Here is an 18,496-nt window from a genome sequence, read left to right as displayed (position 1 = left end):
TCGTGTACCCGACCGGCATTGTGGTCCCGTTGGCACCCGTTGCTTATCTTGGTCGTGTGACCGAGCCGACCGCATCGCCCGATCTCTCTGACAGCGCCGCTGACGGCGACGACGGGCCCCCGAGCGGTCTGTGGCAGAAGATGAAGGCCGACCCTGAGTACGCGCCGGAGCACCTGGCGCTGGAAGCGGTGTCGCGCCTCGGCCCGCGGATGGCCCGCGAGCTCGACAAGCTCAAGGGCCAGAACCCCGGCGCCCCGCCCGACGCGCTCGCCAACATGATCGTGTACCGCTACGTGAACCAGTCCCGCCTGTCCGGCGCCGTGTCGGGTGCCGTCCCGCTGGCGGGCGCCGTCCTCGACATCGGTGTCCTGGCGTGGACCCAGGCCCGCATGGTGCTGATGCTGGCCGCGAACTACGGCGCCGACCCGGCCCACCCGGACCGCGCGGCCGAGCTGCTCGTGCTGCAGAATGTGCACAAATACGCGCAAACGGCCCGCACGGCCCTGGCCGTGGCCAAGGGCCGCGAGCGCTTCGACGCCCTGCTCCCGCAGGACCGCCCGACGGTCGGCCGCGTCATGGTGAAGCTGGGCCTCAAGCTGGCCCAGATGGCCGGCGTCCGCGCGGCGAAGAAGATGCTCGCGAAGGTCGTGCCGGGCGCCGGCATCATCCTGGGCGGCGTCACGAACGGCAACGCGACGAAGGCGCTCGGTGGCCGGGCGATCACGTTGTACCGCCGGCCGCCGTTCCAGCCCGCCCTGCCTCCCGGCGTGCCGTTCGCGCCGCACCGGGCGGGCCCGCCGCCGCAGCACTACCCGGTGCACCCGCCGCACGCACTGCCCCCGGCCCCGTTCCACCCTTCGGTGCCACCTCAGGCGGCCCCGCCGGTCGCGTCGGCCCCACCGGCCCGGTCCGCACCGCCGGTGCCGGCCGCGCCGCCCGCCCGGGCGGTGGCGCAGCCGCAGGGCTGGTTGCTGGAGCCGCCGACGCCGCCGGCGCAGCCCGGGACGGGGGTGCCGGCCGAGGCGGCAGCGCAGCCGGGCCCGACCGCGCAGCTGCCCGGCGAGCCGGACGCTCCGGTCTGGCCGACGCAGCCGCTCCCCGCGGCACCGGTCGCCCCGACGAAGGTCCTCCCCGCCGAGGGCACCCCGGCGGTCTGACCCACGGGCGCCCGTCGACGTTCCCGGACGCCGCACCCGGCGACCGTTCGATCGCTGGGTGTCCAGGCTCGTCAGCCCGGGGCACCGTCGAGGCGGCAGCGCAGGGCCAGCCGGGCGAACGCCGTCGCTGTGCCGTTCCAGAGGATGTCCGAGACCTGGGTCAGCAGGACGCACACCCGCCCCGTGGCCGGGTCGTTGCACCATGACGTTCCGTAGCCGCCGTCCCAGCCGTAGCGGCCCGCCGCCGAGACCTCGTCCGGCCGCACCGTGACCGACATGCCGTAGCCCCAGCCCCTGCCGTCCAGGAGGACGCCGGCCGCGTCGATCTGGCCCTGCGTCAGGTGGTTCGTCGTCATCGCCGTCACCGACGCCGGCGACAGCAGGCCGGCGCCGCGCGACAGGAGGAACCGGCCGAACGTCACCACGTCGTCCACTGTGGACGCCAGGCCGGCCGAGCCGTCCGGGAAGACCGGGCGTTGCGTCCAGTCCGACGGGGCCGACAGCGGCTGGCGTATGCCGCCCAGGTAGCGGGCCGGGAGCCGCGCGGCCACGGCCGGGTGCAGCGAGAAGCCGGTGGACGTCATGCCGAGGGGAGTGAACAGGCGCTCCCGCAGCAGTTCGTCCAGCGCCGCGCCGGACGCGCGGGCCAGCAGCGCCCCGAGGACCAGGGTGCCCGAGTTGTACATCCACCGCTCGCCCGGCTGGTGCAGCAGCGGCAGGGTCGCGAATCGGCGCAGCCACTCGTCGGGCGGGTGCGGGGTGCGCGGGTCCGGCTCGGCCAGGGCCAGATCGAGCGCCCGGCCCGCCGCCGCCACCGGGTAGTCGGCCTCCGGGCCCAGCAGCAGCCCGTGGCCCAGGCGGAACGTCAGGAGATCCTCGACGAGCAGGGGGCGATCCGCCGGCACCGTATCGTCCAGGTCCGCGTCGGGACGGCGCAGGACCCGGCGGCCGGCCAGCTCGGGCAGCCAGCGCTCGACCGGCGCGTCCAGGGCCAGGGTGCCGTCCTCGACGAGCATCATGGCCGCCGCCGCGACCATCGGCTTCGTCATCGACGTGATGCGGAACGGGGTGTCGCGGCGCATCGGGGCCGTACCGCCGAACTCCGTCACGCCGAGCGCCTCCACCCGGGCATCGCCCGTGGTGGTGGCCACCGCGGCGACGGCGCCGGGAAGCTCGCCCGCCTCGATCCTCGTCTGCAGCGCTCGGAGCAGTTCGTCCATGCGGTCCACCCTATGTACGATTCCGGCCTCGTGCCGGGGAGAGGCCCGTACGGGGGGCAGAGGCACGTACGGGGGCAGAGGCTCGTACGGGGGAGGGGAACGATGGAGTTCGACTACGGCTCGCCGGCCGCGATCCGGGCCGCGCGCCAGGCGATCCGCGCGGAGGCGGCCCGGTGGGACGACGCCGGGGAGCGCATGACGGCCGTGCGGGCCGCGACCGCGGGGCTCGGGCTGTCGCCGCTGGGGTTCGCCGTCGCGGATGTGCCGGACACCGGGCAATGGCGGGTGTACGAGGAGATGCGCGCGCACCTCGCCGGGCTGTTCGGCGACGCCGCGGCGGAGTTCCACGGCATCGCGGCGGCGCTGCGGGCGTGCGCCGAGCGGTACTCGGCGGCCGACCTCGGCGCCGTCGCCGACCTCGCGGCGGTGTGGGGTGACTGAGCCGCTGCGGCACGCGGTCGCGGCCGTGGAGGTGAGCCTGGCCGAGGTGCGGGCCGAGTGGGACCGGCTCCTCGGCCGGGTCGAGGCCGGGATCCGGCTGGTCGAGCGGCGCCTCGCCACCGACGGCTGGTTCGGCGGCATCGTCGAGCGGGTCACCGCCGACGCCGCCGACGGGCTCGCGCTCATCCGGCACCGGCTCGCCATGCTCCGCCTGCGGGTCGGGCGCGTCCTGGACCGGGCCGAGCTGGCCGCCGCCCGCGCGGTGCCCGTGCTGGCGCTGCTGGACGCCAGCCTGGCCTGGCTGCCGGCCGTGTTCACGCCGGTCACCGGGGTCGCCGCGGCGCTCGACCCGCCCGGGCGCAACCTCGTCTACTGGGCCGGTCCCGCCAAGGACGCGTACCTCGAGGTCGCCCGCGAGCAGCTCGACGCCCTCGGGCAGGCCGCCGCCCAGGCCCGCGCCACCAGCGACTGGCTCGCCGAGGTGGCCACGGCGAACCTCGCGTACCTCACCGGCCTCGCCGACCGCGTCGCCGCCGTCGCCGCCGCGCTGACGACGGCATGCCTGGAGGGCGCCGCGACGATGGCCGGCGTGCTCACCCAGTTCCCGTCGTCGCTGCAGGACCTGGCCGACCTCGTCGGCACGGTCGTCGGCGAGCTGGTCTCGGGCGCGGCCCACCTCGCCGAGCGCCTCGCCGCCGACGTGGCGAGCGTGCGGCGCCTGTCCGGCGAGCTGGCCGACCACACCGCCCTGCCCGGCGGCCGCTGGCCCCGCTCGATCAGGATGGACCGATGACCGAACCGCTGATCCGCCTCGCGCGGCCGGGCGACTACGACGCCATCGCCGCGGTGGTCGACGACTGGTGGGGGCGGCCGATCCTGGCCGGGCTGCCGCGGCTGTTCCTCGACCACTTCCACCGCACGAGCCTGGTGGCGGAGGGGCCGGCGGGGCTGCGCGGGTTCCTGGTGGGGATCCTGTCGCCGTCCGAGCCGGACGAGGCGTACATCCACTTCGTCGGCGTCCACCCCGGCACCCGCGGCCAGGGGCTGGCCCGCACGCTCTACGAGCGGTTCTTCGCCCTCGCCCGGGAGCACGACCGGCGGGTCGTCAGCGCGATCACGTCGCCGGTCAACGAGGCGTCGATCGCGTTCCACCGCCGGCTCGGGTTCACGGTCGGCGGCCCGGTCCCGGACTACAACGGGCCGGGCCGCACGCTCGTGACCTTCGTCCGCGACCTCTAAGCTAAGCCGTCTTCGTCGGCTTGGGGGCGTCGCTGCCGCGCGGCTGGCGACTCGGCTTGTTGCCGCGCAGCGACGTGTCGGCGATCCTCGTCGCCGTCACCGTGGTGCCGTCCACGGTGCCGACGACCGTCACCGTGTTGCCGGTCTTGACGTCGCCGATCTTGCCGGAGCCGTTGCCGACCTTGGTGCTGTCGTTGACGGCGAACGTGGTGCTGTAGCCGTCCTCGCTCTTGACCGTGATGGACGTGTCGCTGACGGCGGTGACGGTGCCGGTCTGCAGGCGGTAGGTGACGTACTTGCCGGAGCTGTCCTTCACGACGAAGTCGCCGTGGAGGGCGCCGTGGGTGCCGCCACGCTCCATGCCGCCGCGGCCGCCGGGGAAGCCCCCGCCGGGGCCGCCACCCGGGCCGCCGTACCCGCCGTATCCGCCGTGGCCGCCGCCCGGACCCTGCTGGACGGCGTTCCCGGTGCTGGCCGCGTTCGCCACCGCCACGCCACCGCCGATCACGATCGCGCCGGACACGGCGGCCACGATGCCGATCTTGAGCTTCGAGGCGCGGCCGCCCCTCGGTGCGGGGGCCGGCGTCTCGGGCGCGGGCCCCGCCCACGGCGGCACCGGCGTGCCGTTCGCTGCGTCGTCGGTCATGTTCGGGTTCCCTTCGGGCTCATGGCTGTACCAGCCGACAATGCCCCGCCAGCCTGTGCCGTCAATCCCGCGGACCTTCGGGGTACCTGTGAATCGGGCCCGGCACCGGCCGTAGGGTGCGCGGATGGCTACCGCGCAGGATGAGGTCGTCGGGCTCGCCAGCGAGCTGATCCGGTTCGACACGGCCGTCACCGACGACCCACGGGACGGCAACGGGGAACGCGCCGCCGCGGAGTTCGTCGCGGAGCGGCTCGCGGAGGCCGGGTACCGGCCGGAGTACGTCGAGTCCGGGCCGCGGCGCGGGAACGTCGTCGTGCGGCTGCCGGGCGCCGACCCCGGCCGCGGCGCGCTGCTCGTGCACGGGCACCTCGACGTGGTGCCGGCCGACCCGGCGGAGTGGTCGGTGCACCCGTTCTCCGGCGAGGTCCGCGACGGCTACGTCTGGGGGCGCGGCGCGATCGACATGAAGCACATGGTGGCGATGTCGCTCGCCCTTGCCCGGCAGTACCGCCGGGAGAACCTCGTCCCGCCGAGGGACATCGTGTTCGCTTTCCTGGCGGACGAGGAGGCGGGCGGGTTCCAGGGTGCGCGGTGGCTCGTCGAGCACCGGCCGGAACTGTTCGACGGGGTCACCGAGGCGATCAGCGAGGTCGGCGGGTTCTCGCTCACCGTGCGCGACGGGGTCCGGGCGTACCTCGTGCAGACCGCGGAGAAGGGCGCCGTGTGGCTGCGGCTGAAGGTGCGGGGGACGGCGGGGCACGGCTCGCTCGTGCACACCGACAACGCCGTCGCCAAGCTCGCCGCCGCCGTGACCCGCCTGGACGGGCACCGGTTCCCGCTCGTGCTCACCGGGCCGATGCGCGAGTTCCTGCACGGGGTCGCCGAGCTGACCGGGGTGCCGTTCGACGAGGACGACCCGGAGGCGGCCGTCGCCCGGTTCGGCAACGCGGCGCGGCTCATCGGCGCGGCGCTGCGCGACACCGCCAACGTGACCATGTTCGACGCCGGGGTGAAGGCCAACGTGGTGCCCTCGGTGGCGTCGGCGACCGTCGACGGGCGCGTCCTGCCGGGTCGCGAGGCCGAGTTCCAGCGGACCGTCGCCGAGCTGCTCGGGCCGGACGTCGAGCAGGACTGGGCGTCGCTGCCGCCGGTCGCGACGACGTTCGACGGGCGGCTCGTCGACGCGATGACGGCCGCGCTCGTCGCGGAGGACCCGGGCGCGCACGTGCTGCCGTACCTGCTGCCCGGCGGTACCGACGCGAAGGCGTTCCAGGCGCTCGGCATCCGCGGCTTCGGGTTCGCGCCGCTGCGGCTGCCGCCGGAGCTGGACTTCACGTCGCTGTTCCACGGCGTCGACGAGCGGGTGCCGGTGGACGGGCTGCTGTTCGGCACGCGCGTGCTCGACCGGCTGCTGCGCAGTTGCTGATCCCGGAGGCGTTGGTACCGTCGGGATCATGGACCAGCGGATCAGCATCGTCACGCTCGGCGTCGCCGACCTCGCCCGTGCCCGGGCCTTCTACGAACGGCTCGGCTGGCGGGGCAAGGAGGTCCAGGAGACCGTCTTCATCCAGGCCGGCGGGCTGGCGTTCGTGCTGTGGGGCCGCGCGATGCTGGCCGCCGACTCCGGTCTCGACGACCGCGGCACCGACGGCTTCGGCGGGATCTCCCTCGCCCACAACGTGCGCTCCCGCGACGAGGTCGACGAGATCCTGCGCACCGCGCTCGCGGCGGGCGCGACGGTGACGAGCCCGGCGCACGAGACGTTCTACGGCGGCTACGCCGGCTGCTTCACCGACCCCGACGGGCACGTGTGGGAGATCGCCCACAACCCCGGCTTCCCGCTGGCCGACGACGGGTCGCTCATCCTGCCCGACTTCGGCTGAGCGGCGGCTGCCGCCACAGCCGGGCGAGGTACTCCCGCAGCTCCTTCGGGCCGGCGACCCACCCCTGCTCGCGGTACACGATGATCCGCCGGATCTCGCCCGGCAGCAGGTCGAAGGCGGTGGCGCCGGTCTCCGGCACCGGCGTGTCCGGCGCGACCGGGACGGGGACGGGCAGCAGCTGGACCAGCTCGTTCCCGCCGAGGTTCTGGCAGGCCTGGAGCAGGGTGAGATACACCCGGGGCAGATGGTACGGCGAGACGACCAGCCCGAGGCTGCGGATGTTCAGGTCCTGGACGCGCTGGGCGAGCCAGGCGGCCTGCTCGGCGGTGTTCGTCACCGGCTGCGGCTGCAGCTCGACCCCGTCGGTGCGGCGCAGCCCGCCGAGCTTCACGGGCGCGTACGTCGCCTCCGCCGGGTTGCCGTCGGCGATCAGCAGGTGCCGCAGCCGCGGGTTGCCCTCCCACAGCGTGAGCGCGTGCGCGAGCCGCCACTCCTCACCCTGCCCGATCGCCACCGCCAGCCCGTCGGCGTCCCGCGCGGCGTCGGCGGGCAGGCTGAGGATCATGGTGACGGCCTCGGCGACCTCGAACAGCCGCCGCGGCGGCACGTCGTCGAGGTCGGTGACGACCCGCGGAATGCCCGGCATGCCCACACCGTAGACGGCGGGACGGCCGGCCTGCGGCAGAATCGCCCCCCGCCCGCGGATGAACGCGCCGTCGACGGCACCGCCGGTCTATGCGGTGGCGCTGCGGGTGAGCTCCAGGACGGGGATGGTGCGGATGCCGGCGGTCTTCTGCGCGTACTCGGCGAAGCCGGGGTATCGGCCGGCCTGCTCGTCGAAGCGCTCGTCCCGTTCGGTTCCGGTGAGCTCGCGGACGCTGACGGCGTAGGACTCGGTGCCGCGTTCGATCGTGGTGTGGCCGGCCGCGGTGAGGTTGTAATACCAGTCGGGGTTCTCGGGTGCGCCACCCTTGGAGGCGAACACGTAGATGACGTCGTCGTTCGACCCGTCCGGCAGGTACATCAGCGGGTTGACGAGCTCGCGCCCGCTCTTGCGGCCACGGTGGTGGATGAGCACCATCGGCGCTCCGGTGAAGGGACCGCCGACGCGGCCTTCGTTGGCCCGGAACTCGTCGATGATGGTGGCGTTCCAGTCGCTCACGAGGTGCACCCCTGCTCTCTGTCGTACTCGAAGCTCCAGGTTCATGATGGCCCATGCCGGGCGGCGGCGCGGAGCTCGGGTCAGGCTGAGATCACGGCCGCCGGCCGGTGGGGGAGCCGGTCCCGGGTCGCCCGTCAGGGCGTCAGGGGCGCGGGGCCGGGCCGTCCGGCATGCGGGTCACGCGCGTCGCCTCGGCGGCGCCGTCCACCCGGAAGGTCAGGCGGGTGTTGCCGATCACGATCTCGTCGCCCGGGGACAGGTGGGCCGTGGCCACGCGGCGGCCGTTGACCATGGAGCCGTTCGCCGAGCCCAGGTCCGTCAGGACCACCTGGCGGCCGTCGTAGTCGAGGCGGGCGTGCTGGCGGGACGCGCGGACGTCGGCCAGGCGGACCGTGGCCTGGTCGCCGCGGCCGATCACCGTCGAGCCGACCGGGAGCAGGTAGTTGCCGCCGTCCTCGGTGACGAGGCGCACACCGAACGCGTGGCGGGCCGGGGTCTCGCCGCCCGTGTGGACCGAGGCGACGATCTGGAACAGGCCCGTGTCGAGCGTCTCGTTGCGGTCGACCTCGACGAGGACGTCGCCGTAGACGGCCCAGCCCTGCTCGCCGATGAACTCGGCCTGGGACTGGGCGAGCTCCTGGGCCAGGGCGTTCGCATACGCGGCCAGGCGGGTGTGGTCGGCCGGGGAGAGCTCGATCACGAACCGGTTGGGGACCAGGATGCGCCCGCCGACGTTCTGCTTGTGCGCGGCGGCCTCCCGCTGCATGGCGTTGAGCAGCTCGACCGGGTGGACCACACCCTTGAAGACCTTGGCGAAGGTGCCCTCGACCAGGCCTTCGAGCCGCTTCTCGAAGCGCTGCAGCACGCCCACGGCGCATTTCCCCCTTCAATCCCTGTCCGGGCTCCTGTGTACCACAGGACACCCACCGCGAAATGTCGGTGATCCTGCAACGATCCGGGTCCCGGCGTCCGTCTACAGCGCGAAGGCCGAAGGTTCACAGGTCGGGGCGCTATTGTGCCCGTCCGGGGGTGCAGGTGACGAGGAAGAGGCGCGCGAACAAGAGCCCGCTCTGGGCCCGGCTGGCGCTGCTGTCCGGCGCGCTGCTGCTGGTCGTCAGCGGCGGTGCGCTGGTGGGCGGCAAGGTGCTGCTCGACCACTACAGCAGCCAGATCACTCACGAGGGCGGGCTGGGCGGTGCGGCGGCCGAGGGCGCGACGATCGACGGGCCGATCAACATCCTGCTCGTCGGGGTCGACGAGCGCACCGGCAACGAGGCGATGGGCGTGCGCGCCGACTCGATCATCATCGCGCACGTGCCGGCCAGTCACGACGCGGTGTACCTCGTGTCGGTCCCGCGCGACACCCGCGTGCAGATCCCGCCGCACCCGTCGACGAAGTACGACGGCGGCACCGACAAGATCAACGCGGCGTTCTGGTTCGGTTACCAGAATGGCGGCGGCCGGGACGGCGGCCTGGAGCTGCTCGCCGAGACGGTGAGCAAGCTGGCCGGCGGCCTGCGGTTCAACGGCGGCGCGATCGTCAACTTCGAGGGCTTCAAGGGCCTCGTCGACGCGCTCGGCGGCGTGCACATGTGCGTCGACGAGAAGGTGACCTCGGTGCACACCGGCTGGAACACCAAGACCGGCGCCGAGGGCGTGCCGTACTACTTCAACGCCGACGGCCTGCCCACCGGCCTCAAGCCGAACATGCGCGCGCAGGTCTACAACGTGGGCTGCTACGACATGGCGGCCTGGGAGGCGCTCGACTACGTCCGGCAGCGCGACAAGCTGGCCAACAACGACGGCGACTACGGCCGGCAGCGCCACCAGCAGCAGTTCATCAAGGCGATGCTCACGAAGGCGACGAGCGCCGGCGTCGTCGTCAACCCGCTCAAGGTCAACGCGATCCTCAACTCGGTCGGCAAGGCCGTGTCGTTCTACAACAACAACGTCTCGCTCGCCGACTGGATCTTCACGCTGAAGGGCATCAAGCCCGACCAGATGGTCACGCTGCGGGTCAACAACGGCAAGTTCAACTCGCAGACCATCAACGGGCAGTGGTTCGAGTTCCTCGACGAGACCGCCCAGGGACTGCTGGCGGCGATCTCCCAGGACAAGGTCGCCGACTACGTGGCCGGCCATCCGGAGATGATCAACAACGATGCGGCGCAGCCGGCGACGTCCCCCACGACCACCGGCTGAACCGGTAGCATCCCGCCGATCACCACGACGGGGGAGGCGCTGGTGGAGTCCGACGCTCCGTTATCGCAGGACCGCCGCGCGCTCGCGGCGGTCCTCGCCGTCTGCGCCGTGCCGATGGTCGCCAGCGCGCTGCTCCAGCGGTACACCCGCATGCCCGAGGGCGACGAGCCACACTATCTGGCCATCAACGAGGCGCTCAAACGGTACGGCTCGATCCACGTGCGGCCGGTCTATGACAACTGGGACTTCACGGCGTTCCACCCGGGGCCGCTCTCCGCGCACGTGGCGGCCCCGCCGCACGACACGCTGCCGTGGCACGGGATCGGCGGGCCGCTGCTGTGGCACGGGCCGTACCTGCTCGGCGGCCGCACCGGCGTCCTGCTGTTCATGGTGGCGGTGTCGCTGCTCACCGTGGCCAACGTGTGGTGGCTGCTGCGCGGCCTCGGCCTGGATCGGCGACCCGCCGCGCTGACGGCGGTCGCGATCGGCCTCGGCTCGACGGTGCTGACGTACACGGCGAAGGTGTTCGTCGAGCCGCTCGCCGCGCTCGTCGTCGTGTACGCGCTGCGGGTCCTCGCCACCCGGCCGCGACCCCGGGACCTGCTGCTGCTCGGCGCCGGGCTGGGCGCGCTGCCCTGGGTGCACAGCCGGTTCCTGCCGCTGGAGGCGTCGCTCGCCCTGCTCGCCGCGTGGCGGATCGGCCGGGACCGGCGCCGCTGGGCCGCGTTCCTGGCCCCGCTCGCCGCGCTCACCGCCGGCCTGTTCGCGTACCTCTGGACCGTCTGGCACAGCCTCAACCCGTCGGTGAACCAGGCCGGCGACAAGCACCTGCTGTTCGGCGCCAACCCGGTCAAGAGCCTGGTCGGCGTGCTGCTCGACCAGGAGCACGGGGTGTTGTTCTCGTACCCCGTGTTCCTGCTCGTCCTGCCCGGCGTGCTCCTGGCGGTGAGCGGCGGCCGTCGCGAGCCGCTGATGATGCTGCTCGTGGCGGTCGGGCCGTACTGCGCGATCCTGCTCACCTCGCCCGGCTGGTGGGGCGGCTGGGCCCCGCCGGCCCGGCTGTGGGCGGCCGTCCTGCCGGCCTTCGCGTTCCCGATCGGCTACGCGCTGCACCGCGCCCGCCACGCGGTCGTCACCGCGTTCGCCGGGCTGTGCGTGCTGGCCACCGTGGCGCTGGAGACGCTGAGCCGGTTCAGCCCGAGCAACGGCTTCTCGGCCGACTTCGGGTACCTGGTGCCGCTGCGCGTCCTGGAGAGCCTGGCCGGCCTGCGGTTCACCGCCTACCTGCCGGCCTGGTACACCCGCGCCGACGCTCCCTGGCCGTTCCTGTGGTGGGGCCTGGCCGCGGTCGCCGTCGCCCTGCTGGTCCTGCTCCCGACCCGGGTCAGGCCGGCAGCCGGAACCGGTCCGGTGGCCGGGCCGCCGTGAGCGCCAGGTCGGCGAGCAGGTCACCGACCGCGGTGGTGAACTTGAACCCGTGGCCGGAGAACCCGGCGGCGACGACGAGCGGCCCGGCCCGGTCGAGCACGAAGTCCGCCGTGTCGGTGCTCGTGTAGGTACAGCTGATCGGCGCCGGCGTCGCCGGATCGACCCCCGGAAGCCAGCGCTCGACGTACTGCTGGAGCCGCCGCAGCTGCGCGGGCTCGGCGGTGAAGTCGCGCCGGTCCGGGTCGACCTCGGGACCGGTGGCGTGGAACCCGGCCTTGACGCCCTCGCCGGGGGTGAGCAGCCCGTACACGGCGCCGTCCGCCCGGTGATGGATGAAGCTCGGCCAGCTCGCGTCCGTGACGGGCGTGAAGTGGGCCGGCTGCTCCTGGGTCACGGTGAGCGACGGCAGGCGGACGCGGTCCTTGAGCAGCTTCCCGGTCCAGGCGCCGACGGCGACGACGACCCGCCGGGCGCGGTGGACGCCGTCGCCGGTGACGACCTCGACGTCATCGTCGCCGCGGACGGTGACGTCGGTGGCCGGCGACTCGTGCCGCACGACCGCGCCGTGCGTCGTCGCGGCCCGCTGGAGCGCCGCGACGGACCGGTCGGCGTGCAGCCGGCCGCCGGCCGGGTGGAACAGCACCTTCGTCTCGAACCGCAGGCCGGGCCAGCGCTCGGCGGCGGCGCCGGGGTCGAGGATCTCCCCCGGTACACCGGCCTCCGCCAACGCGTCGGCCAGCGCTTGGATCGCCGTGGGGTCGCCGTGGTCCACGCCGCCGGTGACGTCGAGCAGGCTGGTGCCGGTGGCCTCCTCGAGGTCGCGCCAGAGCGGCAGGGCGCGGCGGGCGAGGGCGATGTAGCCGGGCTCGGTGTACGCGACCCGGAAGATGCGCGACGCCCCGTGGGACGCGCCGCGGGTGTGGCCGGCGGCGAACCGTTCGAGCAGCAGCACGCTCGCGCCGCGCAGGGCGAGGCGCCAGGCCGCGGCGGAACCCATGGCCCCGCCGCCGATGACGATGACGTCGTACCGCACGCGCCCTCCCGGCCGTCCTAAAACCCACTCGGACGGTAGGCAATCCGCCCGCCCCGGTCAAGCGGCCGGGCCATCGATCATGGGCTCGCCGTGGTGTGACGGGCGGCATCTTCTCCTATTTATCCGATAGGAATATGGTGGAGCGCATGACCGCGCGACCGCCCCGCACGCTCGGCATCGTCACCGGCGCCGGCGGGTATCCCGGACCGTACGAGCTGGCCCTCGACCCCGCCCGCTCCACCGTCGACACCGCGAGGACGGTGGCGCGACGGGCCGAGGCGGCCCGCATCGACGCGCTCTTCGTGCCCGACCTGCTGACCTTCGGGGCGCAGGGCACGATCGGGGCGCAGGAGCCGATCGTGTACGTCGCGGCCCTCAGCCAGGTGACCGAGCGCGTCGGGCTCATCGCGACCGTCTCCACCACCTTCCACCACCCGTACAACCTCGCCCGGCTGTTCGGCACCCTCGACCACGTCAGCAACGGGCGGGCCGCGTGGAACCTGGTGACGTCCTCGATCGGCGAGGAGAACTTCGGGCCGGGCGGGCTGCCGGGGCCGGAGGAGCGGTACGCGCGGGCCGCCGAGACGCTCGACGTCGTCAACGCGCTCTGGGACAGCTGGCAGCCCGGCGCGCTGCGGCTCGGGCCCGACGGCCGGGCCGTGCTCGACCCGTCCCGCATCCGGCCGATCGACCACCGCGGGCGGTACTTCAGCGTCGAAGGTCCGCTGAACATCCCGCCCCTGCCGCAGCGCCGGCCCGTGCTCATCCAGGCGGGTCAGTCGTCCGCCGGCATCGAGCTCGGTGCCCGCTACGCCGAGGTGGTCTTCACCGCGCTGCCGACGCTGGACGCCGCCCGCGAGTTCACCACCCGCATCCGCGCCCGGGCCGCCGAGCTCGGACGCCCGCACGGGCTGCCCTTCGTCTTCAGCTCGTTCCACGCCACGTTCGGCGCGACCGCGCAGGAGGCGCTGCGGCGGGTCCGCGACCGGCGCGAGGCGATCGACTTCGAGGCCGGCCGGGCCCTCGTCGCCGACATGCTCGGCGGCGGGGTCGACCTGAGCGAGGCCAAGCTCGACGAGCCGCTGCCCGAGTCCCTGCTGCCCGACGTCGACGCGGTGCACCGGCGCCGGGGCCGGGTGGAGATCTTCAGCCGGTACGTCCGCGAGGGCCTCACGCTGCGCGACATCATCGTCAAGGCGCAGGACACCGGGCACTGGAGCGTCGCCGGCACGCCCGGGCAGCTCGCCGACGCCGTCGAGGAGCGGTTCCGGGCCGGCGTGCTCGACGTGCTGTCGGTCGGCGGCCTGCACGACCCGCGCGAGCACGAGTTCGTCGTCGACGGCCTGCTGCACGAGCTGCGCCGGCGGGGCATCGTCAAGCCGGACTACCTCGGCCCGACCCTGCGCGAGAACCTCGGCCTGCCTAGTCTTTGAGCGTGACCCACCAGCTCTCCCGGCGGGAGGCGCGGCAGATCGCCGTGCGTGCCCAGCTGCTCGACGCCCATCGGCCCGCCGGGCTGCTCGACGTCGTGCGCGGCCTGACCCTGCTGCAGCTCGACCCGACCGCCGCCGTCGCGCCCAGCGCCCACCTCGTGGCGTGGAGCCGCCTCGGCCGCGAGTACGCCCCGGCCGACCTGGAGGAGGCCGTCGAGCAGCGGTCGCTGGTCGAGCTGCGCGGGATGATCCGGGCGGCGGAGGACATCCCGTTGTACCGCGCCGAGATGGCCGAGTGGCCCGGCGAGCCCGGCGGCTGGCGGCACCAGCGGGCCGAGTGGGTGCGGGCCAACGACGACTGCCGCCGCGACATCCTGGACCGGCTCGCCGCCGACGGTCCGCTGCCGTCGCGCGACCTGCCCGACACCTGCGCGGTGCCGTGGAAGTCCAGCGGCTGGACCAACAACCGCAACGTCACCCAGCTGCTGGAGATCCTCGTGCAGGCGGGCGAGGTCGCGGTGGCCGGCCGGCGCGGCGGCGAGCGCCGGTGGGACCTGGCCTCGCGCGTGTACCCCGACGCGGCGGTCCCGGACGCGGCCGAGGCGAAGCGCCGGCGCGACGAGCGGCGGCTCGCCTCGCTCGGCATCGCCCGCGGCCGCGCCGCCGAATGCCCGGTCGAGCCGCAGGACGTCGGCGAGGCGGGCGAACCGGCCGTCGTCGAGGGGGTCAAGGGGGTCTGGCGGGTCGACTCGCGGCAACTGGCCCGGCTCGGCCGGCCGTTCGAGGGCCGCGTCGCGCTGCTGTCGCCGTTCGACCGGCTCGTCTACGACCGCAGACGCACCGCCGAGCTGTTCGGCTTCGACTACCAGCTGGAGATGTACAAGCCGGTCGCCAAGCGCCGCTGGGGCTACTACGCGCTGCCGATCCTGGCGGGCGACCGGCTGGTCGGCAAGGTGGACACGATCGCCGACCGCGCGTCGGGAGTACTGCGGGTGCACGCGGTCCACGAGGACGCCGACCTCGACCACGAGGCGGTCCTGGGCGAGCTGGTCTCGCTGGCCGCCTGGCTGCGGCTGGATCCGCCGGAAGAAATCCTATCGGTGAAGTAGGGTTAATGATAGACTCGTCTCGTGTACCTGAGGCGACTGCTGCACCGCGCGGCCACGCTCGCGCACCGGCTCGCCGGCCTCGGCGCCGGCGCGCCGCCCGAGCCGCAGGTCTGGGCCGAGCTGGCCCCCGAGCTGGCCCTGCGCCGGATCTCCACCACCGCGACGGAAGGCAGGTTTGCGCGATGACCATGCGCGCCGTGCTGCACCCCACCGAGCTGCGCCGCGTCTTCGGCGCGTTCCCGACCGGCGTGACGGCCATCGCCGCTCTCGTGGACGGGGAGCCGGTCGGGTTGGCCGCGAGCTCGTTCACGTCGGTGTCGCTCGACCCGCCGCTCGTCTCCGTCTGCATCGCCCACACCTCGACGACGTGGCCCGTGCTGCGCCGCGCCGACCGGCTGGGCGTCAGCGTCCTCGGCGCCCACCAGGAGCACCTGGGCCGCCAGCTCAGCGCCCGCTCGGGCGACCGCTTCGCGGGCGCGACCTGGCGCGCGAGCCGCGGCGGCGAGATCGTCCTGGACGGCGCCTGCGCCTGGCTGGACTGCACGATCGAGCACGAGATCCCCGCCGGCGACCACGACATCGTCCTGCTGCGGGTCCACGACCTGGACGCCGACCGCACGGTCCCCCCACTGGTCTTCCACCAGAGCACCTTCGGCCGCCTGCACCGCGCCGCCTGACGGTCGGGCACCCGGGCTTGACCTTGACCCGCGGCTCAGGGTTTAGCGTCCGGGCGCGACGAACATCGACGTCCGGCTCGCCGCGCCCGTCGCGGGGCCACCCACCCTGGCCGACCTCCTCGTGCACGCGTCCGGCACACCGGAGCCCGGGCCCGGTCAGGTCCTCGTCCGCAACCGGTGGATCGCGCTCGACACCGTCCAGCGCACGCTCATGGGCGCGCGGGGTGCTCGCCGCGAAGTCGCTCGGTGAGGTGGTCGGCACCGGCGAGCTGGTGACCCACACCGGGCCGCGGCACCTCAGCCGCCGCACGTGCGGCGTCGGCCGCCGCGTCGGCCGTGGCCCGCAGCCGCATCGTCGTCGGCGGCCGGGCCGCCGGACAGCGGGCCGTAGCCGGCCGGCGTCTCCTTGCCCAGCGCCGTCTGGCCGGCCGCCGGCGCCGGAGGGGGCCCACGACCGGCACCGCCGGGCCGTCCTGCGGAGTCTTCTCTATGAGTGAGATGGGAAATACAAGATTTCGGGGCGGCCGGGGGTGGCCGGGGCGGCCGGCGGGCGGGCAAAATCCTATTGAGCACATCGGAATAGTGGGCAGGATGGTCATCGTTGAGCGCGCACCGCCTGATCGTGGGGGCCTGCCTGGCCGCCGGGTTCACCACCCTGCTCGACCAGTCCGTGCTCAACGTCGCCATGCCCGCCCTGCGCGGGTCGCTGCACGCCGGGGACGCGGCGCTGCAGTGGATCATGGCGGGGTACTCGCTCACGTTCGGGCTCGCGCTCGTCCCCGCCGGGCGGCTCGGCGACATGTACGGGCGGCGCACGCTCTTCGCCGGTGGGCTCGTCGTGTTCGCCCTCGGCGGGGTCGTCGCCGCGCTCGCCGGCAGCGCCTGGCTCGTCGCCGCGGCCCGGCTCGTCCAAGGGGCCGGGGCCGGCGTGGTCAACCCGCAGATCATCGGGCTGTTCCAGGACCTGTTCACCGGCACCGAGCGGGCCCGGGCGCTCGGTGCGTACGCGGTCGTGGGCGGGGTCGCCGCCTCCGTCGGGCCGCCCGTCGGCGGGGTCATCCTGCACCTGGCCGGGGCCGACCCGGGCTGGCGCCTGGTGCTCCTGCTCAACCTGCCGTTCGCGCTCGCCACGGTACCGCTGGCGCTGAAACTCCTGCCGGAGGAGCTTCCCGACCGGCGCCGCACCCAGCTCGACCTGCCCGGGCTCCTGCTGCTCGCCGCCGCCACCCTCGCCGTGCTGCTGCCGCTCGTCGGTGTGTCCGGCGGCTGGTGGTGGGCGGCCGCCGCCGTGGCCGGGGTCGGGGCGCTCGTCGCGTGGGAGCGGCGCTACACCGCCCGCGGGCGGACCGCGCTGCTGCTGCCGGCGCTCACCCGCAGCCGCGGGTTCGTGCTCGGCACGCTCGTCGCCATGTGCTACTTCGGCGCCGCGCTCGCCCTCAACCTGGTCATCGCGCTGTTCCTGCAGGACGGGCTCGGGCTGTCGCCGCTCGCCGCCGCGGCCCTCTCGCTGCCCGGCGCGGTCGGGTTCGCCGCCTCGTCGACGGCCAGCCACCGGCTCGTCAGCCGGTACGGGCGTCTCGGCGTCTCGGCCGCCCTCGCCGTCGCCGCCGTCAGCATCGCCGCCGCGGCCGCCGCCACCACGCTGCTGCCCACCGGCGGGGTCGTCGTCGCGCTCGGCCTGAGCCAGCTCGTCACCGGCGCCGCCGGCGGCCTCGTCAACGCGCCCAACCAGGCGCTGACCCTCACCCACGCCCCGCCCGGCGCCGGCGGGCTCAGCGCCGCGATGCTCCAGCTGTCCCAGCGGCTCGCGGCCAGCGTGAGCATCGCGGCGGTCACCGGCATCTTCCTGCACACCGCGCAGGCCGGGTTGCTCCCGTCGTACCGCGCGGCGCTGACCCACGGCACCCTCCTGTGCCTGGCCCTTGTGTTGCTGTCGCTGCTGTTCGCGGTCGCGGACGGCCTGTCACCGCGCGCCGTCACCGACGGCCTGTCCACCCGGAGGTCCACCGCATGAGCGCACCACCGCTGCACCTGGCCGTCGAGCTCGACGGCGTCCCGTTCGCCGACCTGCCGGCCGCCGCCGGGGCCGCCGAGGCCGCCGGCTTCGCCCTCGTCACCCTCGCCGACTCGCCGCTGCCGCTCCCGTCGGGGGAGGAGCGGATCGAGGCCGGGGTGCGGGCCGCGTACCTGTCCCGGCGCACCGGTCGGATCGGGCTCGCCCCGGCGCTGCCGGTCACCACCACCGAACCGTTCCACCTGGCCACCCAGCTGGCCAGCCTCGACCACGCCTCGGGCGGCCGGGCCGCCTGGCTCGTCGCCGCGCCCAACGGCGCCGACGAGCTCGCGACCGTCGGGCGGACCCCGCTCGACGCGGCCGGGCTGCGCCGCGAGGCCGAGGACGTCATCCGCGTCGCCCGGCTGCTCTGGGACTCGTGGGAGGACGACGCGATCGTCCGCGACGTGGCGACCGGCCGGTTCCTCGACGCCGACCGGGTCCACCACGTGAACTTCGAGGGCGCCACGTTCTCCGTCGCGGGACCGCTCATCACGCCCCGGCCGCCGCAGGGCCAGGTCGTCGTCATCGTCCCGCACACGCTCGGCCTCGACGCGCTCGCCGACGTCGTGCTGGTCGAGGACCCCGCGGCGGCGGTCGAGCCCGGCCCGCTGGTCTTCGCCGAACTGCGCTCCGACCCGGCGCGACTGCGGGAGCTGGGCGGCGTGGTCGACGGCGTGCGGCTGCACCCGCAGTCGCTCGACGAGCTCACGGCGATCGTGGCACTCGCCCCCGGCCGGCCCGTCGCCGGGCCGACCCTGCGCGACACGCTCGGCCTGCCCCGCCCCGTCAACGCTTTTCAGGAGGCCTGAC

General features: G+C 74.3%; 21 protein-coding genes. 15 read left to right on the top strand and 6 right to left on the bottom strand.

Translation table 11 applies throughout. The annotated features are described in order from the left end of the window. The first annotated feature begins 56 nt into the window (after positions 1–56). Positions 57–1,157, top strand: a complete 1,101-nt coding sequence (locus IEZ31_RS58930) for an EcsC family protein (protein WP_308429449.1) — start codon at positions 57–59, stop codon at positions 1,155–1,157. Between the two features lie 71 nt (positions 1,158–1,228). On the opposite strand, the gene IEZ31_RS29455 is transcribed toward IEZ31_RS58930, so the two are convergent. Then, entirely contained in the window at positions 1,229–2,377 is a 1,149-nt protein-coding gene (locus tag IEZ31_RS29455) for a serine hydrolase domain-containing protein (RefSeq protein ID WP_190253266.1), read from the bottom strand. A 102-nt stretch (positions 2,378–2,479) separates the two neighbouring features. Here IEZ31_RS29455 and IEZ31_RS29450 point away from each other — a divergent pair, with 102 nt between their 5' ends. From IEZ31_RS29450 to IEZ31_RS29440, 3 genes are read left to right on the top strand one after another with little or no spacing between them, the layout of a single operon-like run. After that, a complete protein-coding gene (locus tag IEZ31_RS29450; RefSeq protein WP_190253265.1) occupies positions 2,480–2,818 on the top strand; it encodes a hypothetical protein in 339 nt (112 codons plus the stop codon). Further along, complete coding sequence (locus IEZ31_RS29445) at positions 2,811–3,611, top strand: hypothetical protein (RefSeq protein WP_190253264.1); 801 nt, start codon at positions 2,811–2,813, stop codon at positions 3,609–3,611. Before IEZ31_RS29450 ends, IEZ31_RS29445 begins: the two co-directional genes overlap by 8 nt. Beyond that, positions 3,608–4,057: a GNAT family N-acetyltransferase gene (locus tag IEZ31_RS29440; RefSeq protein WP_190253263.1), complete on the top strand. Its 450-nt coding sequence runs from the start codon at positions 3,608–3,610 to the stop codon at positions 4,055–4,057. The genes IEZ31_RS29445 and IEZ31_RS29440 overlap by 4 nt, the downstream gene beginning before the upstream one ends. A 1-nt stretch (position 4,058) precedes the next feature. Here IEZ31_RS29440 and IEZ31_RS29435 read toward each other — a convergent pair whose 3' ends face one another. Further along, entirely contained in the window at positions 4,059–4,703 is a 645-nt protein-coding gene (locus IEZ31_RS29435) for a DUF5666 domain-containing protein (RefSeq protein WP_190253341.1), read from the bottom strand. Between the two features lie 124 nt (positions 4,704–4,827). On the opposite strand from IEZ31_RS29435, the gene IEZ31_RS29430 reads away from it, so the two are divergent. Next, entirely contained in the window at positions 4,828–6,129 is a 1,302-nt protein-coding gene (locus IEZ31_RS29430) for a M20/M25/M40 family metallo-hydrolase (RefSeq protein WP_190253262.1), read from the top strand. A gap of 28 nt (positions 6,130–6,157) precedes the next feature. Further along, positions 6,158–6,586 (top strand): VOC family protein, encoded by a 429-nt coding sequence (locus tag IEZ31_RS29425; RefSeq protein ID WP_190253261.1) that lies wholly within the window; start codon positions 6,158–6,160, stop codon positions 6,584–6,586. Here the strand turns inward: IEZ31_RS29425 and IEZ31_RS29420 are convergent. From IEZ31_RS29420 to IEZ31_RS29410, 3 genes are all read right to left on the bottom strand, one after another. Beyond that, positions 6,564–7,232 carry an ElyC/SanA/YdcF family protein gene (locus IEZ31_RS29420; protein WP_190253260.1) on the bottom strand — a complete coding sequence of 223 codons (669 nt, stop codon included), beginning with the start codon at positions 7,230–7,232 and terminating at the stop codon, positions 6,564–6,566. The two genes, IEZ31_RS29425 and IEZ31_RS29420, sit on opposite strands and share 23 nt — an antisense overlap. 87 nt (positions 7,233–7,319) lie before the next feature. Beyond that, positions 7,320–7,748, bottom strand: coding sequence for a nitroreductase family deazaflavin-dependent oxidoreductase (locus IEZ31_RS29415; RefSeq protein ID WP_229835955.1), 429 nt, complete (start codon positions 7,746–7,748; stop codon positions 7,320–7,322). Between the two features lie 142 nt (positions 7,749–7,890). Continuing rightward, on the bottom strand, positions 7,891–8,619 hold the full coding sequence (locus tag IEZ31_RS29410) for an FHA domain-containing protein (protein ID WP_190253258.1): 729 nt from the start codon (positions 8,617–8,619) through the stop codon (positions 7,891–7,893). A 164-nt stretch (positions 8,620–8,783) separates the two neighbouring features. Between IEZ31_RS29410 and IEZ31_RS29405 the strand changes: the two genes are divergently transcribed. Both IEZ31_RS29405 and IEZ31_RS29400 read left to right on the top strand, forming a co-directional pair. Next, the gene (locus tag IEZ31_RS29405) at positions 8,784–9,950 is read left to right on the top strand and encodes an LCP family protein (protein ID WP_190253257.1); all 1,167 of its coding nucleotides are present in this window, start codon (positions 8,784–8,786) and stop codon (positions 9,948–9,950) included. Positions 9,951–9,992: 42 nt separating this feature from the next. Continuing rightward, positions 9,993–11,378, top strand: a complete 1,386-nt coding sequence (locus IEZ31_RS29400; protein ID WP_190253256.1) for a hypothetical protein — start codon at positions 9,993–9,995, stop codon at positions 11,376–11,378. Here IEZ31_RS29400 and solA read toward each other — a convergent pair. Then, positions 11,335–12,411 (bottom strand): N-methyl-L-tryptophan oxidase, encoded by a 1,077-nt coding sequence (solA, locus tag IEZ31_RS29395; protein ID WP_229835954.1) that lies wholly within the window; start codon positions 12,409–12,411, stop codon positions 11,335–11,337. The genes IEZ31_RS29400 and solA overlap by 44 nt on opposite strands. A gap of 146 nt (positions 12,412–12,557) precedes the next feature. On the opposite strand from solA, the gene IEZ31_RS29390 reads away from it, so the two are divergent. The 7 genes from IEZ31_RS29390 to IEZ31_RS29360 all read left to right on the top strand — a co-directional run bounded on the left by IEZ31_RS29390 (position 12,558) and on the right by IEZ31_RS29360 (position 18,495). Continuing rightward, positions 12,558–13,844 carry an NtaA/DmoA family FMN-dependent monooxygenase gene (locus tag IEZ31_RS29390; protein ID WP_190253255.1) on the top strand — a complete coding sequence of 429 codons (1,287 nt, stop codon included), beginning with the start codon at positions 12,558–12,560 and terminating at the stop codon, positions 13,842–13,844. 2 nt (positions 13,845–13,846) lie between these two features. Beyond that, entirely contained in the window at positions 13,847–14,953 is a 1,107-nt protein-coding gene (locus tag IEZ31_RS29385) for a DNA glycosylase AlkZ-like family protein (protein ID WP_190253254.1), read from the top strand. Between the two features lie 21 nt (positions 14,954–14,974). Further along, the gene (locus tag IEZ31_RS29380) at positions 14,975–15,139 is read left to right on the top strand and encodes a hypothetical protein (RefSeq protein ID WP_190253253.1); all 165 of its coding nucleotides are present in this window, start codon (positions 14,975–14,977) and stop codon (positions 15,137–15,139) included. After that, positions 15,136–15,630, top strand: a complete 495-nt coding sequence (locus IEZ31_RS29375; protein WP_190253252.1) for a flavin reductase family protein — start codon at positions 15,136–15,138, stop codon at positions 15,628–15,630. The genes IEZ31_RS29380 and IEZ31_RS29375 overlap by 4 nt, the downstream gene beginning before the upstream one ends. 64 nt (positions 15,631–15,694) lie before the next feature. Beyond that, positions 15,695–15,880, top strand: coding sequence for a hypothetical protein (locus tag IEZ31_RS59470; RefSeq protein WP_190253331.1), 186 nt, complete (start codon positions 15,695–15,697; stop codon positions 15,878–15,880). Between the two features lie 351 nt (positions 15,881–16,231). Then, positions 16,232–17,644: an MFS transporter gene (locus tag IEZ31_RS29365; protein ID WP_190253251.1), complete on the top strand. Its 1,413-nt coding sequence runs from the start codon at positions 16,232–16,234 to the stop codon at positions 17,642–17,644. Further along, entirely contained in the window at positions 17,641–18,495 is an 855-nt protein-coding gene (locus IEZ31_RS29360) for an LLM class flavin-dependent oxidoreductase (RefSeq protein ID WP_190253250.1), read from the top strand. The genes IEZ31_RS29365 and IEZ31_RS29360 overlap by 4 nt, the downstream gene beginning before the upstream one ends. Position 18,496: the final 1 nt, after the last annotated feature.

It is taken from the genome of Dactylosporangium sucinum (assembly GCF_014647515.1).
Lineage (GTDB): Bacteria > Actinomycetota > Actinomycetes > Mycobacteriales > Micromonosporaceae > Dactylosporangium > Dactylosporangium sucinum.
Note: the sequence above shows the minus strand (reverse complement) of the source record. Positions and strands in the feature narration are given on the sequence as shown.